Below are 18,462 nucleotides of genomic sequence, written 5' to 3' on the forward strand. Positions count from 1 at the left end.
GACCATGACCAGCACCGGTACCAGTGCCAGCACCGAGACCCCGACAGTCACGCCCCACGAGGTCGAGCTGACCATCGGCGGGATGACGTGTGCCAGCTGCGCGTCCCGCGTCGAGAAGAAGCTCAACCGGATGGACGGCGTCCTCGCCACGGTCAACTACGCGACGGAGAAGGCGAAGATCGCGTACGCCGACGGCGTGGGGGTCGACGACCTGATCGCCACCGTCGTGAAGACGGGCTACACCGCCGAGGAGCCGCCTCCGCCGACCGTGACGGAGGCACCCTCGGCCGAGCGGGACGCCGACCCCGAGCTGGCCGCTCTGCGGCAGCGGCTCGTCGTCTCCGTGCTGCTCGCCGCTCCCGTCGTCCTGATGTCCATGATTCCCACGCTCCAGTTCGACAACTGGCGATGGCTCGCGCTGGCGCTCGCCTCGCCGGTCGTCGTCTGGGGCGGACTGCCGTTCCACCGGGCCGCGTTCACCAACGCCCGGCACGGCGCGGCCACCATGGACACCCTGGTGTCGGTCGGCACGCTCGCCGCGTACGGCTGGTCCCTTTGGGCCCTGTTCTGGGGCGACGCGGGCAGGCCCGCCATGCCGGGCATGGACGGGATGGGGATACGGGAGAGCTTCTCGTTCACCGCCTCCCGCACGGGCGACACCTCCGAGATCTACCTCGAAGTCGCCGCCGGGGTCATCGCGTTCATCCTCCTCGGGCGCTATCTGGAGGCCCGCGCCAAGCGCCGCTCGGGCGCGGCGCTGCGGGCCCTGATGGAACTGGGCGCCAAGGACGTCTCCGTGCTGCGCGGAGGGCGTGAAGTGCGCATTCCGGTGAGCGAGCTGGCGATCGGGGACCGGTTCGTCGTACGGCCCGGGGAGAAGATCGCCACCGACGGCACCGTCGTCGAGGGTGTCTCGGCGGTCGACGCGTCGATGCTGACCGGCGAGTCCGTGCCGGTCGACGTGGGCGCCGGGGACGCCGTCACGGGCGCGACCGTGAACGCCGGGGGCCGGCTCGTCGTCGAGGCCACCCGGGTCGGCGCGGACACCCAGCTCGCGCGGATGGCCCGGCTGGTGGAGGACGCGCAGAACGGCAAGGCCGAGGTGCAGCGGCTCGCCGACCGGATCTCCGGGATCTTCGTGCCGGCGGTGCTGCTGATCGCGCTCGGTACGTTCGGCGTCTGGCTCGGCGTCACGGGCGACACGGTCGCCGCCTTCACCGCCGCCGTCGCCGTCCTGATCATCGCCTGCCCCTGTGCGCTGGGCCTGGCCACCCCGACCGCGCTGATGGTCGGCACCGGGCGCGGGGCGCAGCTCGGCATCCTCATCAAGGGCCCCGAGGTCCTGGAGTCCACGCGCCGCGTCGACACGATCGTCCTGGACAAGACGGGCACGGTCACCACGGGCCGGATGACCCTCCAGGAGGTCTACGTCGCCGAGGGCGAGGACGAGAAGCAGGTGCTGCGGCTCGCGGGCGCCCTCGAACACGCCTCCGAGCATCCGGTCGCACGGGCGATCGCCGCCGGGGCGATGGAGCGGGTCGGGACACTGCCGGAGGCCGAGGCCTTCGAGAACGTGGCCGGGCGGGGCGTACGCGGGCACGTGGACGGGCACGAGGTGGCCGTCGGACGGCTCACGGACGGGCTGTCGGGGCCGCTCCCTCAGGAGTTGACCCATGCGAAGGCCCAGGCCGAGAGCGGCGGACGTACGGCCGTCGTGGTCGCCTGGGACGGGGTGGCGCGCGGTGTCGTCACCGTCGCCGACGCGGTCAAGGAGACCAGCGCCGAGGCGGTGCGCGAACTGCGGGCACTGGGGCTGACGCCGGTGCTGCTGACCGGGGACAACCGGGCGGTGGCGGACGCGGTGGCGGCGGCCGTGGGGATCGACCAGGTGATCGCGGACGTCCTGCCCGAGGAGAAGGTCGACGCCGTACGGCGGCTGCAGGGCGAGGGGCGGACCGTCGCGATGGTCGGCGACGGCGTGAACGACGCGGCGGCCCTGGCCACCGCCGATCTGGGCCTGGCGATGGGCACGGGCACGGACGCGGCGATCGAGGCGAGCGATCTGACGCTGGTGCGCGGGGACCTGCGCGTGGCCGCCGACGCCATCCGGCTGTCCCGGAAGACGCTCGCGACCATCAAGGGCAACCTGGTGTGGGCCTTCGGCTACAACGTGGCCGCGCTGCCGCTGGCCGCCGCCGGTCTGCTGAATCCGATGATCGCGGGGGCCGCGATGGCCTTCTCCTCGGTGTTCGTCGTCACCAACAGCCTCCGACTGCGCACTTTCCGCTGAGATCGGCCCCTGACCGGCCGAAGTTACCGCCAGTACGCACAAGTAGGTGACATAGTCCCTATGGAGTCCGACGCGAGCCTCACATAAGCTCTTCACAAGGCTCCCGCATCATCCTTACGCTGGGGTCCCGGTCGCGACAACCGGGATCTGGCGTACCAAAAGGACATATGCGAGAGACGCAGATCACAGTGCTGTGAACGTAACCATCGAAGGGCTTCGAAGGTCTAAGTTGGCGATGTCAGACCAGCGTCTTGGGGGGCGCCGGCTGGCGTCTGAGGATGTCTTGGGGGACGTCCTCGGAAATGCGTTGCCGGGACACGTACACCGGGAAGCTTGAGCGGCCCACCCCAGCGTGCGCGTCCCGGCAGATCGCACACAGCAGGAGTACGACGAGTTTTGCTCGTTTTGCTCGCACAACAACGGTCGCTTCGGCGGCCTGCACACCAGTTGATAGCGAATTCAGGCGCTGTCCTCCGAAACGCCCGGCCGGATCCCGTGGGGGGAATCCGCACCGGGACATGGGAAGGCGCCCTGTACGCCGGCCCGTGGGGGGACCGTCGGCAGGGCGCCTTCCGCTTTTCTGTTCTGTCGGGTGCGGGTCACCCGCACCCCCGAAGGGGCGCGGGGAACTGCGCGACCAGCCACAACGGACCCGCAGCTTCAATCCCGCGCCACCCGCGGAGCGACTAGCGCTGCTCGACCGGCACGAAGTCCCGCTCGACCACGCCCGTGTAGATCTGGCGCGGGCGGCCGATACGCGATCCCGGCTCCTTGATCATCTCGTGCCACTGGGCGATCCAGCCCGGGAGGCGGCCGAGGGCGAACAGGACCGTGAACATCTCGGTCGGGAAGCCCATCGCGCGGTAGATGAGGCCGGTGTAGAAGTCGACGTTCGGGTAGAGGTTGCGCGAGACGAAGTAGTCGTCGGAGAGCGCGTGCTCCTCCAGCTTCAGCGCGATGTCCAGCAGCTCGTCGGACTTGCCGAGGGCCGAGAGGACGTCGTGCGCGGCAGCCTTGATGATCTTCGCGCGCGGGTCGAAGGACTTGTACACCCGGTGGCCGAAGCCCATCAGGCGGACGCCGTCCTCCTTGTTCTTCACCTTGCGGATGAAGGAGTCGACATCGCCGCCGTTCGCCTTGATGCCCTCCAGCATCTCCAGCACGGACTGGTTGGCGCCGCCGTGCAGCGGGCCCCAGAGCGCGGAGATACCGGCCGAGATCGACGCGAACATGTTGGCCTGCGAGGAACCGACCAGACGGACCGTCGACGTCGAACAGTTCTGCTCGTGGTCGGCGTGCAGAATCAGCAGCTTGTCGAGGGCGGAGACGACGACCGGGTCGAGGTCGTACTCCTGCGCCGGCACCGAGAACGTCATACGGAGGAAGTTCTCGACGTAACCGAGGTCGTTGCGCGGGTAGACGAACGGGTGACCGATCGACTTCTTGTACGCGTACGCGGCGATGGTCGGAAGCTTGGCGAGCAGCCGGATCGTCGAGAGGTTGCGCTGCTTCTCGTCGAACGGGTTGTGGCTGTCCTGGTAGAAGGTCGACAGCGCGGAGACGACCGACGACAGCATCGCCATCGGGTGCGCGTCGCGCGGGAAGCCACGGTAGAAGTTCTTGACGTCCTCGTGCAGCAGGGTGTGCTGCGTGATCTCGTTCTTGAAGACGGAGAGCTCGTCCACAGTCGGAAGCTCACCGTTGATCAGCAGGAACGCCACCTCGAGGAAGGTGGAGCGCTCGGCGAGCTGCTCGATCGGGTACCCGCGGTACCGAAGGATGCCCTGCTCGCCGTCGAGGTAGGTGACCGCGGATTTATAGGCGGCGGTGTTGCCGTAGCCGCTGTCCAGAGTTACGAGACCGGTCTGAGCGCGGAGCTTCCCGATGTCGAAGCCCTTGTCGCCGACGGTGCTGTCGATCACCGGGTAGGTGTACTCGCCGTCGCCGAACCGCAGTACTACAGCGTTGTTGGTGTGCTCGCTCACGTCATCCCTCACCGACGTTGTGCCTCTTCTTCGAGGTGCCCTGACTGTCTCTACCATCCCCCATTTGGCGCAGGAGAGTGCACTCGGGGTCGACCATTGGGCCTATTGGCGGCACTGAGTGCCGCCAAGCTACTCATCCTGCCCCTCTTCGCCCTGGTTCCGGAAGTGGCCTGTGAGCTTTGTGACTCATTTGATCGATCATTTTTTCACGATCGCCGCGACGCCACGACGATTGTGACGGTCGGGGCGGGTCACGACCGCAGTCTGTGATCCAGTGCCGTGCAGCGCCGCCCCGCCGACACCGTGCGCACCGCCTGGCCTATCGCCTTGCGTGAACCGACCAGGACGACGAGCTTCTTCGCCCGGGTGACGGCCGTATACAAGAGGTTGCGCTGGAGCATCATCCACGCGCCCGTGGTGACCGGGATGACCACCGCCGGGTACTCGCTGCCCTGGGAGCGGTGGATGGTCACCGCGTACGCGTGGGCGAGTTCGTCCAGCTCATCGAAGTCGTACGGCACTTCCTCGTCCTCGTCCGTCAGCACGGTGAGGCGCTGTTCCACCTCGTCGAGTGAGGTGACGACGCCGACGGTGCCGTTGAAGACGCCGTTCTCGCCCTTGTCGTAGTTGTTGCGGATCTGCGTGACCTTGTCGCCGATCCGGAAGACCCGGCCGCCGAACCGCTTCTCGGGGAGGTCGGGACGCCCCGGTGTGATCGCCTGCTGGAGCAGCCCGTTGAGGTTGCCGGCGCCGGCCGGGCCCCGGTGCATCGGCGCGAGCACCTGGACGTCCCGCCGGGGATCCAGGCCGAACTTGGCCGGAATTCGCCGTGCGGCCACATCCACGGTGAGCCGGCCGGCCTCCTCGGTGTCGTCCTCGACGAAGAGGAAGAAGTCCTTCATGCCGTCGGTGACCGGATGCTGCCCGGAGTTGATCCGGTGCGCGTTCGTCACGACGCCCGACTGCTGGGCCTGCCGGAAGACCTTGGTGAGCCGGACGGCGGGGACCGGGCTGCCGTCGGCGAGCAGGTCCCGCAGGACTTCGCCCGCGCCGACACTGGGGAGTTGGTCCACGTCCCCGACGAAGAGCAGATGCGCGCCCGGTGCGACAGCCTTCGCCAGCTTGTTGGCGAGCAGCAGGTCCAGCATCGAGGCCTCGTCGACCACCACCAGGTCGGCGTCGAGGGGGCGGTCCCTGTCGTAGGCCGCGTCGCCGCCGGGTTTCAGCTCCAGCAGGCGGTGAACGGTGGAGGCCTCGGCGCCGGTGAGTTCGGCGAGGCGTTTGGCGGCGCGGCCCGTCGGGGCGGCAAGGACGACCTTGGCCTTCTTGGCGCGGGCCAGTTCCACGATGGAGCGGACCGTGAAGGACTTGCCGCAGCCGGGGCCGCCGGTGAGGACGGCGACCTTCTCCGTCAGCGCGAGCCGGACGGCCGCCTCCTGCTCGGGGGCGAGATCGGCCCCCGTACGCCCCTGGAGCCAACTCAGCGCCTTGTCCCAGGCCACGTCGTGGAAGGCGGGCATCCGGTCCTCGCCGGTGCGCAGCAGGCGCAACAGCTGGGCGGAGAGGGAGAGTTCGGCGCGGTGGAAGGGGACCAGGTAGACCGCTGTCACGGGCTGCGAGTCTCCGTCGGGGCCGGGGACCTTCTCCCGTACGACACCCGGGTCCTCGCCCTCCTCGGGGGGCGCCGCGAGTTCGGCGAGGCACTCGATGACGAGGCCCGTGTCGACCTGGAGGAGCTTCACCGCGTCCGCGATCAGGCGTTCCTCGGGGAGGTAGCAGTTGCCCTGGTCGGTGGCCTGCGAAAGGGCGTACTGGAGGCCCGCCTTGACCCGCTCGGGGCTGTCGTGCGGGATGCCGACGGACTGGGCGATCTTGTCGGCGGTGAGGAAGCCGATGCCCCAGACGTCGGTGGCGAGGCGGTAGGGCTGGTTCTTGACGACCGAGATCGAGGCGTCGCCGTACTTCTTGTAGATGCGCACGGCGATCGACGTGGAGACCTCGACGGTCTGGAGGAAGAGCATGACCTCCTTGATCGCCTTCTGTTCCTCCCAGGCGGCGGCGATCTTCTTCGTGCGCTTGGGACCGAGGCCCGGCACCTCGATGAGCCGCTCGATCTCCTCCTCGATGATCCGGAGGGTGTCCATGCCAAAGTGCTGGGTGATCCGGTCGGCGAAGATCGGGCCGATGCCCTTGACCAGGCCCGAGCCGAGATAGCGGCGGATGCCCTGGACGGTGGCGGGCAGGAGTGTCGTGTAGTTCTCGACCGTGAACTGCTTGCCGTACTGCTGGTGCGAGCCCCAACGGCCCTCCATCCGCAGGGACTCGCCGACCTGGGCGCCGAGCAGCGCACCCACGACCGTGAGGAGGTCACCGGCGCCGCGCCCGGTGTCGACCCGGGCGACCGTGTAGCCGTTCTCCTCATTGGCGTACGTGATGCGTTCCAGCACGCCTTCGAGTACGGCGGGTTGCCGCTCGCCCGACTCGGAACCGACTCCCCTACCTGGCATGCCACCGCCTGCTCGTCCTGAACCCACAACCTCTGGGAGGCTATCGCCCAGCACTGACAGCGACCGTACGGAGTCCGTCGTCAACCGGCGTGCCCGAGGCCCGGCGGCCTACCGTCCCGGGTGCAGGCCGAGCCAGCCGGGAGAGGGCTCGCCCTTGACCTCTCCCACGTACAGGGTGAGCTGCTGGCGGAAGCGTTCCACGAGGGCGCGGTCGGACATGAAGTGCTCGAAGCCGTCGACGTGGGCGTTGGGGTAGTCCCAGATGGGGCGGTAGCCGGCGTGCGGGCTCACGTCGGTGCGTACGGACCACATGTAGAAGTCGGACTGGGTCTGCTTCGACAGCCACCAGTTCAGGTAGAGCCTGGCCGCGGCCGGGTGCCGGGCATGCCTGAAGATGGCGGCCCGTTGGGCCCACGCCATGAACGGGTCGCTCTTCGGCACGACGAAACGGGTCTTCACCCCGGCGGGAGGGGTGAGCATGCCGTCCGTGCCGAGTGCGACGGCCGCGGTGCCTGCCTCGACCCGGTCGGCGGGCTCCTGCGTACCTCGCACCCAGGCCACGTCCTGTGCGACGAACCGCCGCAGCCAGTCCCAGCCGTACTTGTCGACGATGACCTTGTAGAGGTACAGGACCGCGTCGTCGTCGTTCGGGAACGTCGAGACGATCTTTCCCTTCCAGCGCGGGTCAAGAAGGTCCCGGGCGGTACGGGGCGGGTTCGAGCCCGCCGACTCGGCGTTGAAGATGGTGGAGAAGGCATCCACGAAGATGCCCGTCCAGGCACCGTCGGGGTCCTTGAACCGGGGATGCACGCGGGAGAAACCGGCGGGCTTGTAGGGAAGGAGAGACCCTTCCTTCTTCCAGCGCGGGAAGTCCTGCAGGGTCTGCAGCTGAACGACGTCCGGAACGAGTGTGCCGGTGGTGAGCTGGTTGTCGATGCGAGCGTCGTGGAATTTGCTGTAGTCCACGACGATGTTCAGCGTGACGCCGGGGAACGCCTTCTCGAAGGCGGCCTTGTTGCCGTCCTGTTGGCTCGCGGTGTCGCCGCCCGCGTAGACGGTGAGGGTGCCCCCCTCCGCTTTCGCCTCGCGGTGGAGCTGCCCCAGGCTCTTCGTCTCCTCGCCCTGTCCGCCGTGTCCGTGAGTCGAGGTGTGCCCTGTTCCCGTGCTCAGTGCGACTCCGGCTGCCGTGAGCGAGCTTGCGACGAGTACGTGACGTCGTCCGAGTGGCATGGCTGTTCCCTTCGATTCGATGCGTGTACTGGAAGGAAAGTAGTCGCTGAAGCAGCTTTATTTCAAACTTCAAGTGCGATGTTTGGGCATATTTCTTGCGATTCAACACTCCTTTAGCCTTGTAAAGATTGCTGTATGGTCAGCTTTATGAGTGAGCTGTTCAACAACGAGGCGGTCGTCCTGTACGGCGACATCCTGCGGCTGACGGACACCATCGGCGGACGAGCCGAGCGGACCATCCGCGAGGCCACCGGGCTGGGTGGATCCGAGTTCGAGGTGCTGCTGCGACTGGTCCGCCATCCGGAGCACCGGACCACGAGTGCCCGGCTGGCCGAGGACCTCTCGTTCACCTCCGGCGGGCTCACCCGGCTGATCGCCCGTATGGAGGAGGCCGGGCTGATCACCCGCCACCCACACCCCGACGACGGAAGGGCCACGCTGCTCGAAGCCAGTGCGAAGGGCCGCGAGTTGCTGGATCACGCCCTGGCGGCGCATGTCCCGCAGATCTCCGGCGACCTCCTGGAGCCGCTCACCCCGGTCGAACAGCTGATCCTTCGGGAACTGGTCACCAAGGTGCTCGCCCACTCGACACGCGGCACGGTGGATCGGCGTACCCGTGAGTGAAGTCCCGGGTCAGCGGGAGTTCGCCGTACCGCGCCAGGAGTTTCGCCGGTAAGGGCCATGCTCCCGGTGACCCGTCAACGGAGGTTCAGGGCACGTCGGGCCGCGTTGATGACGTTGTGGGCGTCGGCTCCGTACACGGCCGACTCGCTGAGGGTCTTCCAGACCTTCGCGTACAAGGCGATGTTGTCGGCGTCGTCCAACCACAGCTCGGCGTGCCAGTCCTCCGCCGAGACGATCCGGTCGTCCAGGATGCAGAAGCTGTTACCGGGCGGGATCTTGACGGAGACTGAGAGCGGAATGATCCCCAGTTCAACGGTGTCTATCCCGATTGCCCCCGCGAGCCGGTCGAGCTGGGCGATCAGCACGGGCGGCGGACAGACGAGGACGCGCAACGCGGCTTCCCACATGACGACCCGCAGCCGATGACCTGATGTGTACAGCCAGTCCTGCCGCCGCATCCTGACCCGTACGGCTTCCTCGGTGTCCGTCGTGGAGCCGTGCAGCTGTGCGTACCGAGCGAGTACTGCCCGTGCGTAGTCGGGCGTCTGGAGCAGCCCCGTGACCGTGGATTCCTCCCATACCCGGATGACCCGTGAGCGGGTGGTCTCCGTTGCCCAGTTCTCCTGTACTGGGCTCTGTCCTGCCGCCAGTTGGCGACGCCACGAGCGGATATGGGTCTCGAACCCGGCGAGCCGACCGACCAGTTCGCCGTAAGCCTCGGGCTGCCCGGTGACGTCGGCCCATGCCCTGAGGTCTCTCTGCGTGGCGGTCTGCCGTCCGTGCTCCAGCTTGCTGACCTTCGAGACAGCCCAGCCCAGCTGGGCGGCGAGCTGCGTACCGGTGATCTGCCCACCAGGGGCGGTGAACCTGAGCCCTCTCAAACGCGCGCCGAGCTGTTCGCGCGCCTGCTGATAGTCGGTCACTGGTACGCGTCCGCTCCTATTCCAGGGCGGCTACCTGCGCCGCGAACTGGTCGTACGGGACGGCGTGATGCAGGGCAGCGTCACGCGCGATGGAGTACCTCACGACCTCGGCGGGCTCCGTCTTGGCTTCATAGCTGGTCAGTTCGTCGGCGTCATTGAAGTGCAGCACGACGACAAGGCGCGAATCGAAGATCCAGAAGTCCTCTTCGAGCAGCCGCAACCGCTCAGCGTCCGACCGCCACAGACAGCGGGCATCCTCACCTGTGGCGGCGTTGCACGCCGCGTAGCCGAGCAGGAACCGCTGTCCGTCAGTGGGCGGGTTGTCGACGATCCGTACCCGCCCGATGGCCTTACCCGCGCCGGTCTGGCGCCGGATGTTCTGGTGCCACTCGCCGGCCATGTCGGGCTCCCACACCACTACGCCGGTCTTGAGGAACTCGTCGAACGACAGGTCACGGTCCGATGCGTAGCCCCGCCTGGTCTCCAGGTGCCATGCGCTGTGCTCGAAGTCCCTGAAAAGACGGGTGAACTCGTCCGCGTCGATCAGCTCGGGCATCGGGTCGATCTCCTTCGGCGCCCAGTTCACCAGCAGCTCTCGGGGTACGACGACCGCCGCGTCCCCGGCGCCGAAATGACGCAACTGGGCAAGGTCTTCGGGGTCGGTCAGCGGCCTGCCCTGCACCACGACCTCTCGCGTGTCCGGACTCTCGTGCAGTGCCGGGCAGTTGCCGACCTTGCTGTCGGTTCCGGTGAAACGCAGTCGCATGGTTCCGGTCCTCTCGTGGTTGCGGACCACTCAAGGATGCGCGGACTGTGCATCACCGACTACAGCGTGCATCCACCTTCAGGAGAAAGAAAGAGGAAAGCCAGTCATCAGACGAGAAAAAATCAGAAATCTCGATGGTAGCCACGAACTGCCCGTCCCTAACGTCCGGTTCATGCCCACGAAGAATCCTGACGTCGACCCGCTCGCCGCGGCTGAATCCCTGAGAGCAGCGCTGACCGAGGCCGGCATCGTCCTGCCCTCCCTCAGGGTCGACTCTGCTTCTCCTCGACTGCGGCTGGTCGAGCTGGGGCGTGTGCGTGCCGATGTGGCCGTGTGCCTGGCCGAGGCACTTCAGCGAGGAGGTCGAGAGTGACGACACATGAGAAACCCCCGACGATGCTGAGTCACGGCGAGCTGCCGTACCCGGCCGGAACACTCGTCGAGGACACGCGGCACGGCCGGACCGGCGAACTCGTCGGTGTGATCGAGGAGCACACCAAGAAGGGCAGGAAGCTCATCAGCCGGACGGCATACCTGCGCCTCAAAGGGGGTGGCATGGAATGGGCAACACCTTTGGCCCGTATCCGGCCCGTCGAGAGCCATTAGACGTACCCGCGAAGCGCGCGGCCCTCGTCACCCCGGGCCACGTGATCGGCTACGAGGGCGAGTGGCGCACCGTCAAGACCGCCACGACCGCGCGGGGTCCGATGGGCGGGTTAGCTGTCGTCGTCGCCTGGGAGGAGGGCGGCACGGCACGCTTCCCCGCTGGTGACGAACTCCTCTTAGGTGAACCGGACTCCGCCTGACCTGCGGCTGAGCTGTCAGGGACAGCGAAGTGGGAGGGGCTCTTCGGATCTGATGCCTCGCCAGGGCCTTCTCCCGTACGACACCGACACCGGGGTCCTCGCTCCTGCGGGGTGACGGCCCCGGCCACGCGGATGAACGCCCGACCGGGGCCGGGACCGTCGGACGCGGTTCACCTCACGGGAAGTACGGGGTGTGGGTGATGGAGGAGACCTTGAGATAGCGGGCGCCGTCGGTGGTGGCCCAGGTGGAGGAGTCCGGGTTGCCGGGCCAGTCACCGCCGACCGCGAGGTTGACGATGAAGCGCAGGCCCGTCCCGGACGCGGTCCGGTACCAGGTGGTGCCGGTGATGGCGCCGTCCACGGCGTAGTCGATGTGGTCCGGGAACCAGCTGAACGAGTACCGGTGGTAGGCGTTCGTCCAGCCGGAGGAGTTCGACTTCGAGAACTGCTGCTGGGAGTTGTTGGCGTCGTGGGACGTCTGGTAGACGACGCCCGGGTTCTGGCCCACGATCTCGGCGGCGTCGAACTCCGGGAGCCACGGGTTCAGTTGCGCCGCCCAGACCGCCGGCAGCAGGCCCCGTCCATTTGGCATGTTCGCGGTGAAGCTGTACGTGCCGTACCCGTACCGCGCCGTCGACTCCACGCGGCCCGAGTTGTACACCCCGCCTCCGGCGTTGTAGGCCTTGATCACCAAAGTGCTGCCCTCGTACCAGACACAGTCCGGCCGGTACGTCTCCAGTTCGTTGTTGGGGGTCCACCTGCCGCTGATCTTGTTCCATGAGGTGACGTTCACCGGGCTGCCCCAGGAAGCGGCCCGTGCGTTCTGCGCACCCAGCATCAGTGCGGACGGTACGGCCAGGCCGGCGCCGAGTACGCGCCTGCGGCTCGGCATGCGCGGTGTGGGGGTCATCGCAGCTCCATTGCTTGGATGCACGAACGGGGATGGGAGCGGTCCCACGCTCCACTTGTCGGTGGACAGTAAGAGTCCGTTCTCACATTGACAAGATGTGCCACGATGATCGATTTGCGCCTTCGGAAGTCGAACGCATTCCGGACCGCCCGAGGAAGCACTCGCCCACGGAAGTCGTCCATCACGATCCGGTATCGAGAATCGCGCAGGGGCTTGATTTCTGCACGTGTAATCGATTCCATCTGTCTTCAGTCAGTCGTGTAATCGATTCCACGCGACTACGGAGCCACAAGGAGGTGGTCCGGCGATGGCGAGCATCAAGGATGTCGCCGCCGAGGCGGGCGTGTCCGTCGCCACGGTGTCGCGGGTCCTGAACGACCATCCGTCGGTCAGCGCGGACGCACGCGCACGCGTGCTGGCCGCCGTCGAGGCGCTGGGCTACCGCCCCAACGCCCTCGCCCGCTCCCTGCGCACCGACCAGACCCGCACCCTCGGCCTGGTCATCAGCGACGTGCTGAACCCCTACTTCACGACCCTGGCCCGCTCGGTCGAGGCGGAGGCGCGTGCCCTCGGCTACAGCGTGATCATCGGCAACGCCGACGAACGCCCCGACCTCCAGGACCACCACGTACGGACCCTGCTGGACCGCCGTATCGACGGCCTCCTCGTCTCCCCCACCGACGGCGGCTCCCCGCTGATGCTGGACACCGCGCGCGGGGGCACCCCGATGGTCTTCGTGGACCGCTGGATCCCGGGCGTGGACGTGCCGGTCGTACGGGCGGACGGGCGCACGGCGGTCCGTGATCTCGTCTCTCATCTGCACGGGCTCGGACACCGGCGGCTGGCGATCATCGCGGGTCCGGCGGCCACCACCACCGGCAGTGAGCGTGTCGAGGCCTTCAGGGAGGCCCTGGCCGAGTACGGACTGCCGCTCCCCGACGCCTACATCGGGCAGGGCGACTTCCAGGCCGAGAGCGGGCGCCGGGTGACGGACGCCTTCCTCGATCTGGCCGAGCCGCCCGAGGTCGTCTTCGCGGCCGACAACCTGATGGCGCTGGGCGCGCTGGACGCCGTACGCGCGCGCGGGATGCGTGTTCCGCGGGACATCGCGCTCGCGGCCTTCGACGACATCCCGTGGTTCGTGCACACCGATCCGCCCGTCACGGCCATCGCGCAGCCGACCGGTGAACTGGGGCGGGCCGCCGTGCGGGCGCTGGTCGACATGATCGAGGGCCGCCCTCCGCAGTCCGTGACGCTGGCCGCGCACCTCGTCGTACGGCGGTCGTGCGGTGAGCCGGCTCCCCCAACTCCCTCTGTACAGCCCCCCGTGACGAACAGGAGCCAGTGGTGAGCAACCACAACGAGTTGCTGCGCATCGAAGGCATACGGAAGTCCTTCCCCGGCGTGGTCGCGCTCGGCGGCGTCGACTTCGAGCTGCGCCGTGGCGAGGTGCACGTACTGCTCGGTGAGAACAGCGCGGGCAAGAGCACCCTCATCAAGATGCTCTCCGGCGCCTACCGCCCCGATGCCGGCCGGATCCTCGTCGACGGCGAGGAGACCCGTATCCACGGGGCGCGGGATGCCGAGCGTCTCGGGATCGCCACCATCTACCAGGAGTTCAACCTCGTCCCCGATCTGACGGTCGCCGAGAACATCTTCCTGGGGCGGCAGCCGCGCCGCTACGGGATGATCGACCGGAAGCGGATGGAGGCCGACGCCGCCGTGCTCCTGGAGCGCGTGGGCGTGAACGTGTCTCCACGCGCGCGGGTGTGTGAACTCGGGATCGCGCGGCTCCAGATGGTCGAGATCGCGAAGGCGCTGAGCCTGAACGCGCGCGTGCTGATCATGGACGAGCCGACCGCCGTCCTCACCTCCGAAGAGGTCGAGAAGCTGTTCGCCATCGTGCGCAGTCTGCGCGAGGACGGTGTCGGGATCGTCTTCATCACCCATCACCTGGAGGAGATCGCCGCCCTGGGAGACCGGGTGACGGTGATCCGAGACGGCAAGAGCGTCGGGCAGGTGCCCGCCGACACGCCCGAGGACGAGCTCGTACGGCTCATGGTCGGGCGGTCGATCGAACAGCAGTACCCGAGGGAGGCCGCCGAGGCGGGCACCGCCCTTCTCACCGTGAAGGGGCTCACCCGGGACGGCGTCTTCCACGACGTGGGCTTCGAGGTGCGGGCCGGTGAGGTCGTCGGCATCGCGGGGCTGGTCGGGGCGGGGCGTACGGAGGTCGCGCGAGCGGTGTTCGGCGCCGATCCGTACGACAAGGGGTCCGTGTCCGTCGCGGGCGCCGACGTGCGCGGGAGCGATGTCGGGGCCGCCATGGCCGCCGGGATCGGGCTCGTGCCGGAGGACCGCAAGGGGCAGGGGCTGGTCCTCGACGCCTCCGTCGAGGAGAACCTCGGCCTGGTCACCCTGCGGGCCGCGACCAGGGGCGGGCTGGTCGACCTCAAGGGGCAGCGGGCCGCCGTCGCGAAGGTCGCCGAGCGGCTGGGCGTACGGATGGCCGGGCTCGGCCAGCAGGTGCGCACCCTCTCCGGGGGCAACCAGCAGAAGGTCGTCATCGGCAAGTGGCTGCTCGCGGACACCAGGGTGCTGATCCTCGACGAGCCGACCCGGGGTATCGACGTCGGCGCCAAGGTCGAGATCTACCAGCTGATCAACGAACTGACGGCCGCCGGCGCCGCCGTACTGATGATCTCCAGCGATCTGCCCGAGGTGCTCGGCATGAGCGACCGGGTGCTGGTGATGGCGCAGGGGCGGATCGCCGGTGAGCTCACGGCCGCCGAGGCCACCCAGGACTCCGTGATGGCGCTCGCCGTCAGCACACCCACCTCTGTTGGAACTACCGGAACTACTGCTGTGGAGGGCTCCCGTGGCCACTGACTCGCTTCGGAGCACGACGGGCGCGAGTGGCGCCACGAGCGGCCTGCGCCGCGTCCTGCTCGACAACGGGGCGCTGACCGCGCTCATCGTCCTCGTCATCGCGATGTCGGCGCTGTCCGGCGACTTCCTGACGACGGACAACCTGCTCAACGTGTGCGTCCAGGCGGCCGTGACCGCCGTCCTCGCCTTCGGTGTCACCTTCGTGATCGTCTCGGCGGGCATCGACCTGTCGGTCGGTTCCGTCGCCGCGCTGTCGGCCACCGTCCTTGCCTGGGCGGCGACTTCGGAGGGCGTGCCGGTCGCGATAGCGGTCGTCCTGGCCGTCCTCACCGGTATCGCGTGCGGCCTGGTCAACGGCTTCCTGATCTCGTACGGCAAACTGCCGCCGTTCATCGCGACGCTCGCCATGCTGTCGGTGGGGCGCGGGCTGTCCCTGGTGATCTCGCAGGGTTCGCCGATCGCGTTCCCCGACTCGGTCTCGCACCTCGGTGACACGCTGGGCGGCTGGCTGCCGGTGCCCGTGCTGGTGATGGTGGCCATGGGGCTGATCACCGCGTTCATCCTCGGCCGTACGTACCTGGGCCGCTCGATGTACGCGATCGGCGGCAACGAGGAGGCGGCCCGGCTGTCCGGGCTGCGGGTGAAGCGGCAGAAGCTGGCGATCTACGCGCTGTCCGGGCTGTTCGCCGCCGCCGCGGGCATCGTCCTCGCGTCGCGGCTGTCCTCCGCGCAGCCGCAGGCCGCACAGGGGTACGAGCTGGACGCCATCGCGGCGGTCGTGATCGGCGGGGCTTCGCTGGCCGGTGGCACCGGTAAGGCGTCCGGGACGCTGATCGGTGCGCTGATCCTGGCGGTGCTCAGGAACGGCCTCAACCTCCTTTCCGTGTCCGCCTTCTGGCAGCAGGTCGTCATCGGTGTCGTGATCGCGCTGGCGGTGCTGTTCGACACCGTGCGCAGGAAGAGCGGCGCGACGGTGGCGCCGGCCGGGGCGGCCGGTGGTGGGGACCGGCGCAAGCAGGCCCTGACGTACCTGCTGGCCGCTGTGGTCGCGACGGCTGTCGTCGGTGCGACCTCGCTGCTGCACAACGGCTCGTCGTCCGCGACGAACCGGAAGGTGGGCCTGTCCCTGTCGACGCTGAACAACCCCTTCTTCGTACAGATCCGGGCCGGCGCGCAGGCCGAGGCCAAGAAGCTGGGCGTGGACCTGACCGTCACGGACGCCCAGAACGACGCCTCCCAGCAGGCCAACCAGCTGCAGAACTTCACCAGTTCGGGTCTCGGGGCGATCATCGTCAACCCGGTGGACTCGGACGCGACTGGTCCCGCCGCGCGGGCCGTGAACAAGTCCGGTATCCCGCTCGTCGCGGTCGACCGGTCGGTCAACAACGCGGACACGGCCACACTGGTCGCCTCCGACAACACGGCCGGCGGCAAGCTGGCCGCCAAGGCGCTCGCCGAGAAGCTGGGCGGCACGGGCACGATCGTCGTCCTCCAGGGCCAGGCGGGCACCTCCGCGAGCCGTGAGCGCGGCGCCGGCTTCACCGAGGGGCTGAAGGCCTACCCGGGCATCAAGGTCGTCGCCAAGCAGCCCGCCGACTGGGACCGCACCAAGGGCCTCGACGTCATGACCAACCTCCTCCAGGCCAACCCCGGCATCAGCGGTGTCTTCGCCGAGAACGACGAGATGGCGCTCGGCGCGATCAAGGCGCTGGGCGGCAAGGCAGGCACGTCGGTGCAGGTGATCGGCTTCGACGGTACGCCGGACGGGCTGAAGGCGGTCGCGGACGGTTCGCTGTACGCGTCGGTCGCCCAGCAGCCCAAGGAGCTCGGCAGAATCGCCGTGGAGAACGCGCTGCGGGTCGCCGAAGGCAAGGGTGTCAAGAAGGCGGTGATGGTGCCGGTGAAGGTGGTCACGAAGGAGAACGTGGCGGCGTTCGGCGGCTGAGCGGGCTCGCGGCGGGAGACTGCGGGAGACAGCGGGAATGCGGACACGGCCGGGCGCCTCTCTCGAGGCCGCCCGGCCTGTCCGCCGACAGAGCGGCTGGCAGACCGGCTGACAGAACTGGGCATTTGACCGCCTGACCGACCGTCAGCCGGTACAACTGATCTGCATGGGGAGATTCATGAGCGACTACGACCTGTTGGTCGTGGGATCGGCCAACGCCGACCTGGTCACCGTGGTCGAGCGGCGCCCGGCGGCCGGTGAGACGGTGCTCGGCTCCGACCTGGTCGTCCACCCTGGGGGCAAGGGCGCCAACCAGGCGGTCGCCGCGGCCCGGTTGGGGGCGCGTACGGCGCTGCTGGCGCGGGTCGGTGACGACGGCCACGGCCGACTGCTGCTCGACTCGCTGGTGGACGCCGGCGTCGACACGGTGGGCGTTCTGGTCGGCGGGGCGCCGACGGGGGTCGCGCTGATCACGGTGGACCCGTCGGGCGACAACAGCATCGTGGTGTCGCCGGGCGCCAACGGGTGGCTGGTGCCCGAGGACATCCAGGCCGCGGGGAGCCTGTTCCAGGCTGCGCGGGTGGTGTCGGCGCAGCTGGAGATTCCGCTGGAGTCGGTCGTGGAGGTCGTACGGAACCTGGCTCCCGAGAGCCGGTTCGTCCTGAACCCGTCCCCTCCTCGTCCGTTGCCGAGTGAAGTCCTCGCGGCCTGCGACCCGTTGATCGTGAACGAGCACGAGGCCCGGGTGATCGCCGGTGCGGACGCCGAGCTGGGCGACTCGCCGGAGGACTGGGCGAAGACGCTGCTCGCGCTCGGCCCGCGCTCGGTCGTCATCACTCTGGGCGCGGAGGGCGCGTTGGTCGCCATACGGGCCGGGGAGCGGGTACGGGTGCCGTCGGTGCCGGTATCCGCCGTGGACACGACGGGGGCGGGCGACGCGTTCACCGCCGCGCTGGCGTGGCGGCTCGGCGCGGGCGAGTCGTTGGCCCAGGCTGCGGCGTACGCGGCCCGGGTGGGCGCGGCAGCGGTGACGCGGGCCGGCGCCCAGGAGTCGTTCCCCACGGCTGCGGAGGTCGAGGCGCTGTGCTGTGCCTCCCCGGGGGCCGACCCCCGGAACCCCGGCCGGAAAAGCGACCCGGGAGGGTCCGCCGGAGACGCCCTGCGAGGTGAGGCGAAGTGAAGCGGGGCGGAATCCTGAACCGTCATCTCGCGGGCGCGCTCGCCGAGTTGGGCCACAGCGACGGGGTGCTGGTGTGTGACGCGGGTATGCCGATACCGGCCGGGCCGCGTGTCGTGGACCTGGCCTTCCGGGCCGGGGTGCCGTCCTTCGCGGAGGTGCTCGACGGGCTGCTGACCGAGCTGGTCGTCGAGGGGGCCACGGCGGCGACGGAGGTACGGGAGGCGAATCCGGGGGCCGCGAAGCTGCTGGACGGGCACTTTCCCGACCCCGCCCTCACGCTCGTCCCGCACGAGCGGCTCAAGGAGCTGTCGGCGGGAGCGCGGCTGGTCGTACGGACGGGCGAGGCCCGGCCGTACGCGAACGTGCTGCTGCGGTGCGGGGTGTTCTTCTGAGCCGGGCTCGGCTGG

16 protein-coding genes are annotated in these 18,462 nt (G+C 68.7%); 10 read left to right on the forward strand and 6 right to left on the reverse strand.

Features of this window, described 5'->3' with window-relative positions; translation table 11 throughout:
• Positions 1–4 precede the first annotated feature (4 nt).
• Positions 5–2,290, forward strand: a complete 2,286-nt coding sequence (locus QA861_RS40315) for a heavy metal translocating P-type ATPase (RefSeq protein WP_334593821.1) — start codon at positions 5–7, stop codon at positions 2,288–2,290.
• A 686-nt stretch (positions 2,291–2,976) separates the two neighbouring features.
• Here QA861_RS40315 and QA861_RS40320 read toward each other — a convergent pair.
• From QA861_RS40320 to QA861_RS40330, 3 genes are all read right to left on the reverse strand, one after another.
• The gene (locus QA861_RS40320; protein WP_334593822.1) at positions 2,977–4,275 is read right to left on the reverse strand and encodes a citrate synthase; all 1,299 of its coding nucleotides are present in this window, start codon (positions 4,273–4,275) and stop codon (positions 2,977–2,979) included.
• A gap of 251 nt (positions 4,276–4,526) precedes the next feature.
• Positions 4,527–6,782: an SF1B family DNA helicase RecD2 gene (gene recD2 / locus QA861_RS40325; RefSeq protein ID WP_334593823.1), complete on the reverse strand. Its 2,256-nt coding sequence runs from the start codon at positions 6,780–6,782 to the stop codon at positions 4,527–4,529.
• A 108-nt stretch (positions 6,783–6,890) separates the two neighbouring features.
• Positions 6,891–8,012: an ABC transporter substrate-binding protein gene (locus tag QA861_RS40330; RefSeq protein ID WP_334593824.1), complete on the reverse strand. Its 1,122-nt coding sequence runs from the start codon at positions 8,010–8,012 to the stop codon at positions 6,891–6,893.
• Between the two features lie 147 nt (positions 8,013–8,159).
• Between QA861_RS40330 and QA861_RS40335 the strand changes: the two genes are divergently transcribed.
• Positions 8,160–8,636 (forward strand): MarR family winged helix-turn-helix transcriptional regulator, encoded by a 477-nt coding sequence (locus QA861_RS40335; protein ID WP_334593825.1) that lies wholly within the window; start codon positions 8,160–8,162, stop codon positions 8,634–8,636.
• A 74-nt stretch (positions 8,637–8,710) separates the two neighbouring features.
• Here QA861_RS40335 and QA861_RS40340 read toward each other — a convergent pair whose 3' ends face one another.
• Both QA861_RS40340 and QA861_RS40345 read right to left on the reverse strand, forming a co-directional pair.
• The gene (locus tag QA861_RS40340; RefSeq protein WP_334593826.1) at positions 8,711–9,559 is read right to left on the reverse strand and encodes a helix-turn-helix domain-containing protein; all 849 of its coding nucleotides are present in this window, start codon (positions 9,557–9,559) and stop codon (positions 8,711–8,713) included.
• A 16-nt stretch (positions 9,560–9,575) separates the two neighbouring features.
• Entirely contained in the window at positions 9,576–10,325 is a 750-nt protein-coding gene (locus tag QA861_RS40345) for a DUF6879 family protein (protein WP_334593827.1), read from the reverse strand.
• A gap of 172 nt (positions 10,326–10,497) precedes the next feature.
• Here QA861_RS40345 and QA861_RS40350 point away from each other — a divergent pair, with 172 nt between their 5' ends.
• Genes QA861_RS40350 through QA861_RS40360 form a run of 3 tightly spaced genes read left to right on the forward strand, consistent with a single transcriptional unit; the run spans position 10,498 to position 11,131 of the window.
• The gene (locus QA861_RS40350; protein ID WP_334593828.1) at positions 10,498–10,698 is read left to right on the forward strand and encodes a hypothetical protein; all 201 of its coding nucleotides are present in this window, start codon (positions 10,498–10,500) and stop codon (positions 10,696–10,698) included.
• A complete protein-coding gene (locus QA861_RS40355; protein WP_334593829.1) occupies positions 10,695–10,931 on the forward strand; it encodes a hypothetical protein in 237 nt (78 codons plus the stop codon). Before QA861_RS40350 ends, QA861_RS40355 begins: the two co-directional genes overlap by 4 nt.
• A gap of 41 nt (positions 10,932–10,972) precedes the next feature.
• Positions 10,973–11,131 (forward strand): hypothetical protein, encoded by a 159-nt coding sequence (locus QA861_RS40360; protein WP_334593830.1) that lies wholly within the window; start codon positions 10,973–10,975, stop codon positions 11,129–11,131.
• 175 nt (positions 11,132–11,306) lie between these two features.
• Here QA861_RS40360 and QA861_RS40365 read toward each other — a convergent pair whose 3' ends face one another.
• A complete protein-coding gene (locus tag QA861_RS40365; RefSeq protein ID WP_334593832.1) occupies positions 11,307–12,041 on the reverse strand; it encodes a glycoside hydrolase family 16 protein in 735 nt (244 codons plus the stop codon).
• 307 nt (positions 12,042–12,348) lie between these two features.
• Between QA861_RS40365 and QA861_RS40370 the strand changes: the two genes are divergently transcribed.
• The 5 genes from QA861_RS40370 (at position 12,349) to rbsD (ending at position 18,447) form a co-directional block, all read left to right on the forward strand.
• A complete protein-coding gene (locus tag QA861_RS40370) occupies positions 12,349–13,392 on the forward strand; it encodes a LacI family DNA-binding transcriptional regulator (protein ID WP_334593833.1) in 1,044 nt (347 codons plus the stop codon).
• Positions 13,389–14,930 (forward strand): sugar ABC transporter ATP-binding protein, encoded by a 1,542-nt coding sequence (locus QA861_RS40375; protein WP_334593834.1) that lies wholly within the window; start codon positions 13,389–13,391, stop codon positions 14,928–14,930. The genes QA861_RS40370 and QA861_RS40375 overlap by 4 nt, the downstream gene beginning before the upstream one ends.
• Positions 14,920–16,875 (forward strand): ABC transporter permease/substrate-binding protein, encoded by a 1,956-nt coding sequence (locus tag QA861_RS40380; RefSeq protein WP_334593835.1) that lies wholly within the window; start codon positions 14,920–14,922, stop codon positions 16,873–16,875. Before QA861_RS40375 ends, QA861_RS40380 begins: the two co-directional genes overlap by 11 nt.
• A gap of 178 nt (positions 16,876–17,053) precedes the next feature.
• Entirely contained in the window at positions 17,054–18,055 is a 1,002-nt protein-coding gene (locus tag QA861_RS40385) for a ribokinase (RefSeq protein WP_334593836.1), read from the forward strand.
• Positions 18,052–18,447 (forward strand): D-ribose pyranase, encoded by a 396-nt coding sequence (rbsD, locus tag QA861_RS40390; protein ID WP_334593837.1) that lies wholly within the window; start codon positions 18,052–18,054, stop codon positions 18,445–18,447. The genes QA861_RS40385 and rbsD overlap by 4 nt, the downstream gene beginning before the upstream one ends.
• Positions 18,448–18,462: the final 15 nt, after the last annotated feature.

The organism is Streptomyces sp. B21-083 (genome assembly GCF_036898825.1).
GTDB lineage: Bacteria > Actinomycetota > Actinomycetes > Streptomycetales > Streptomycetaceae > Streptomyces.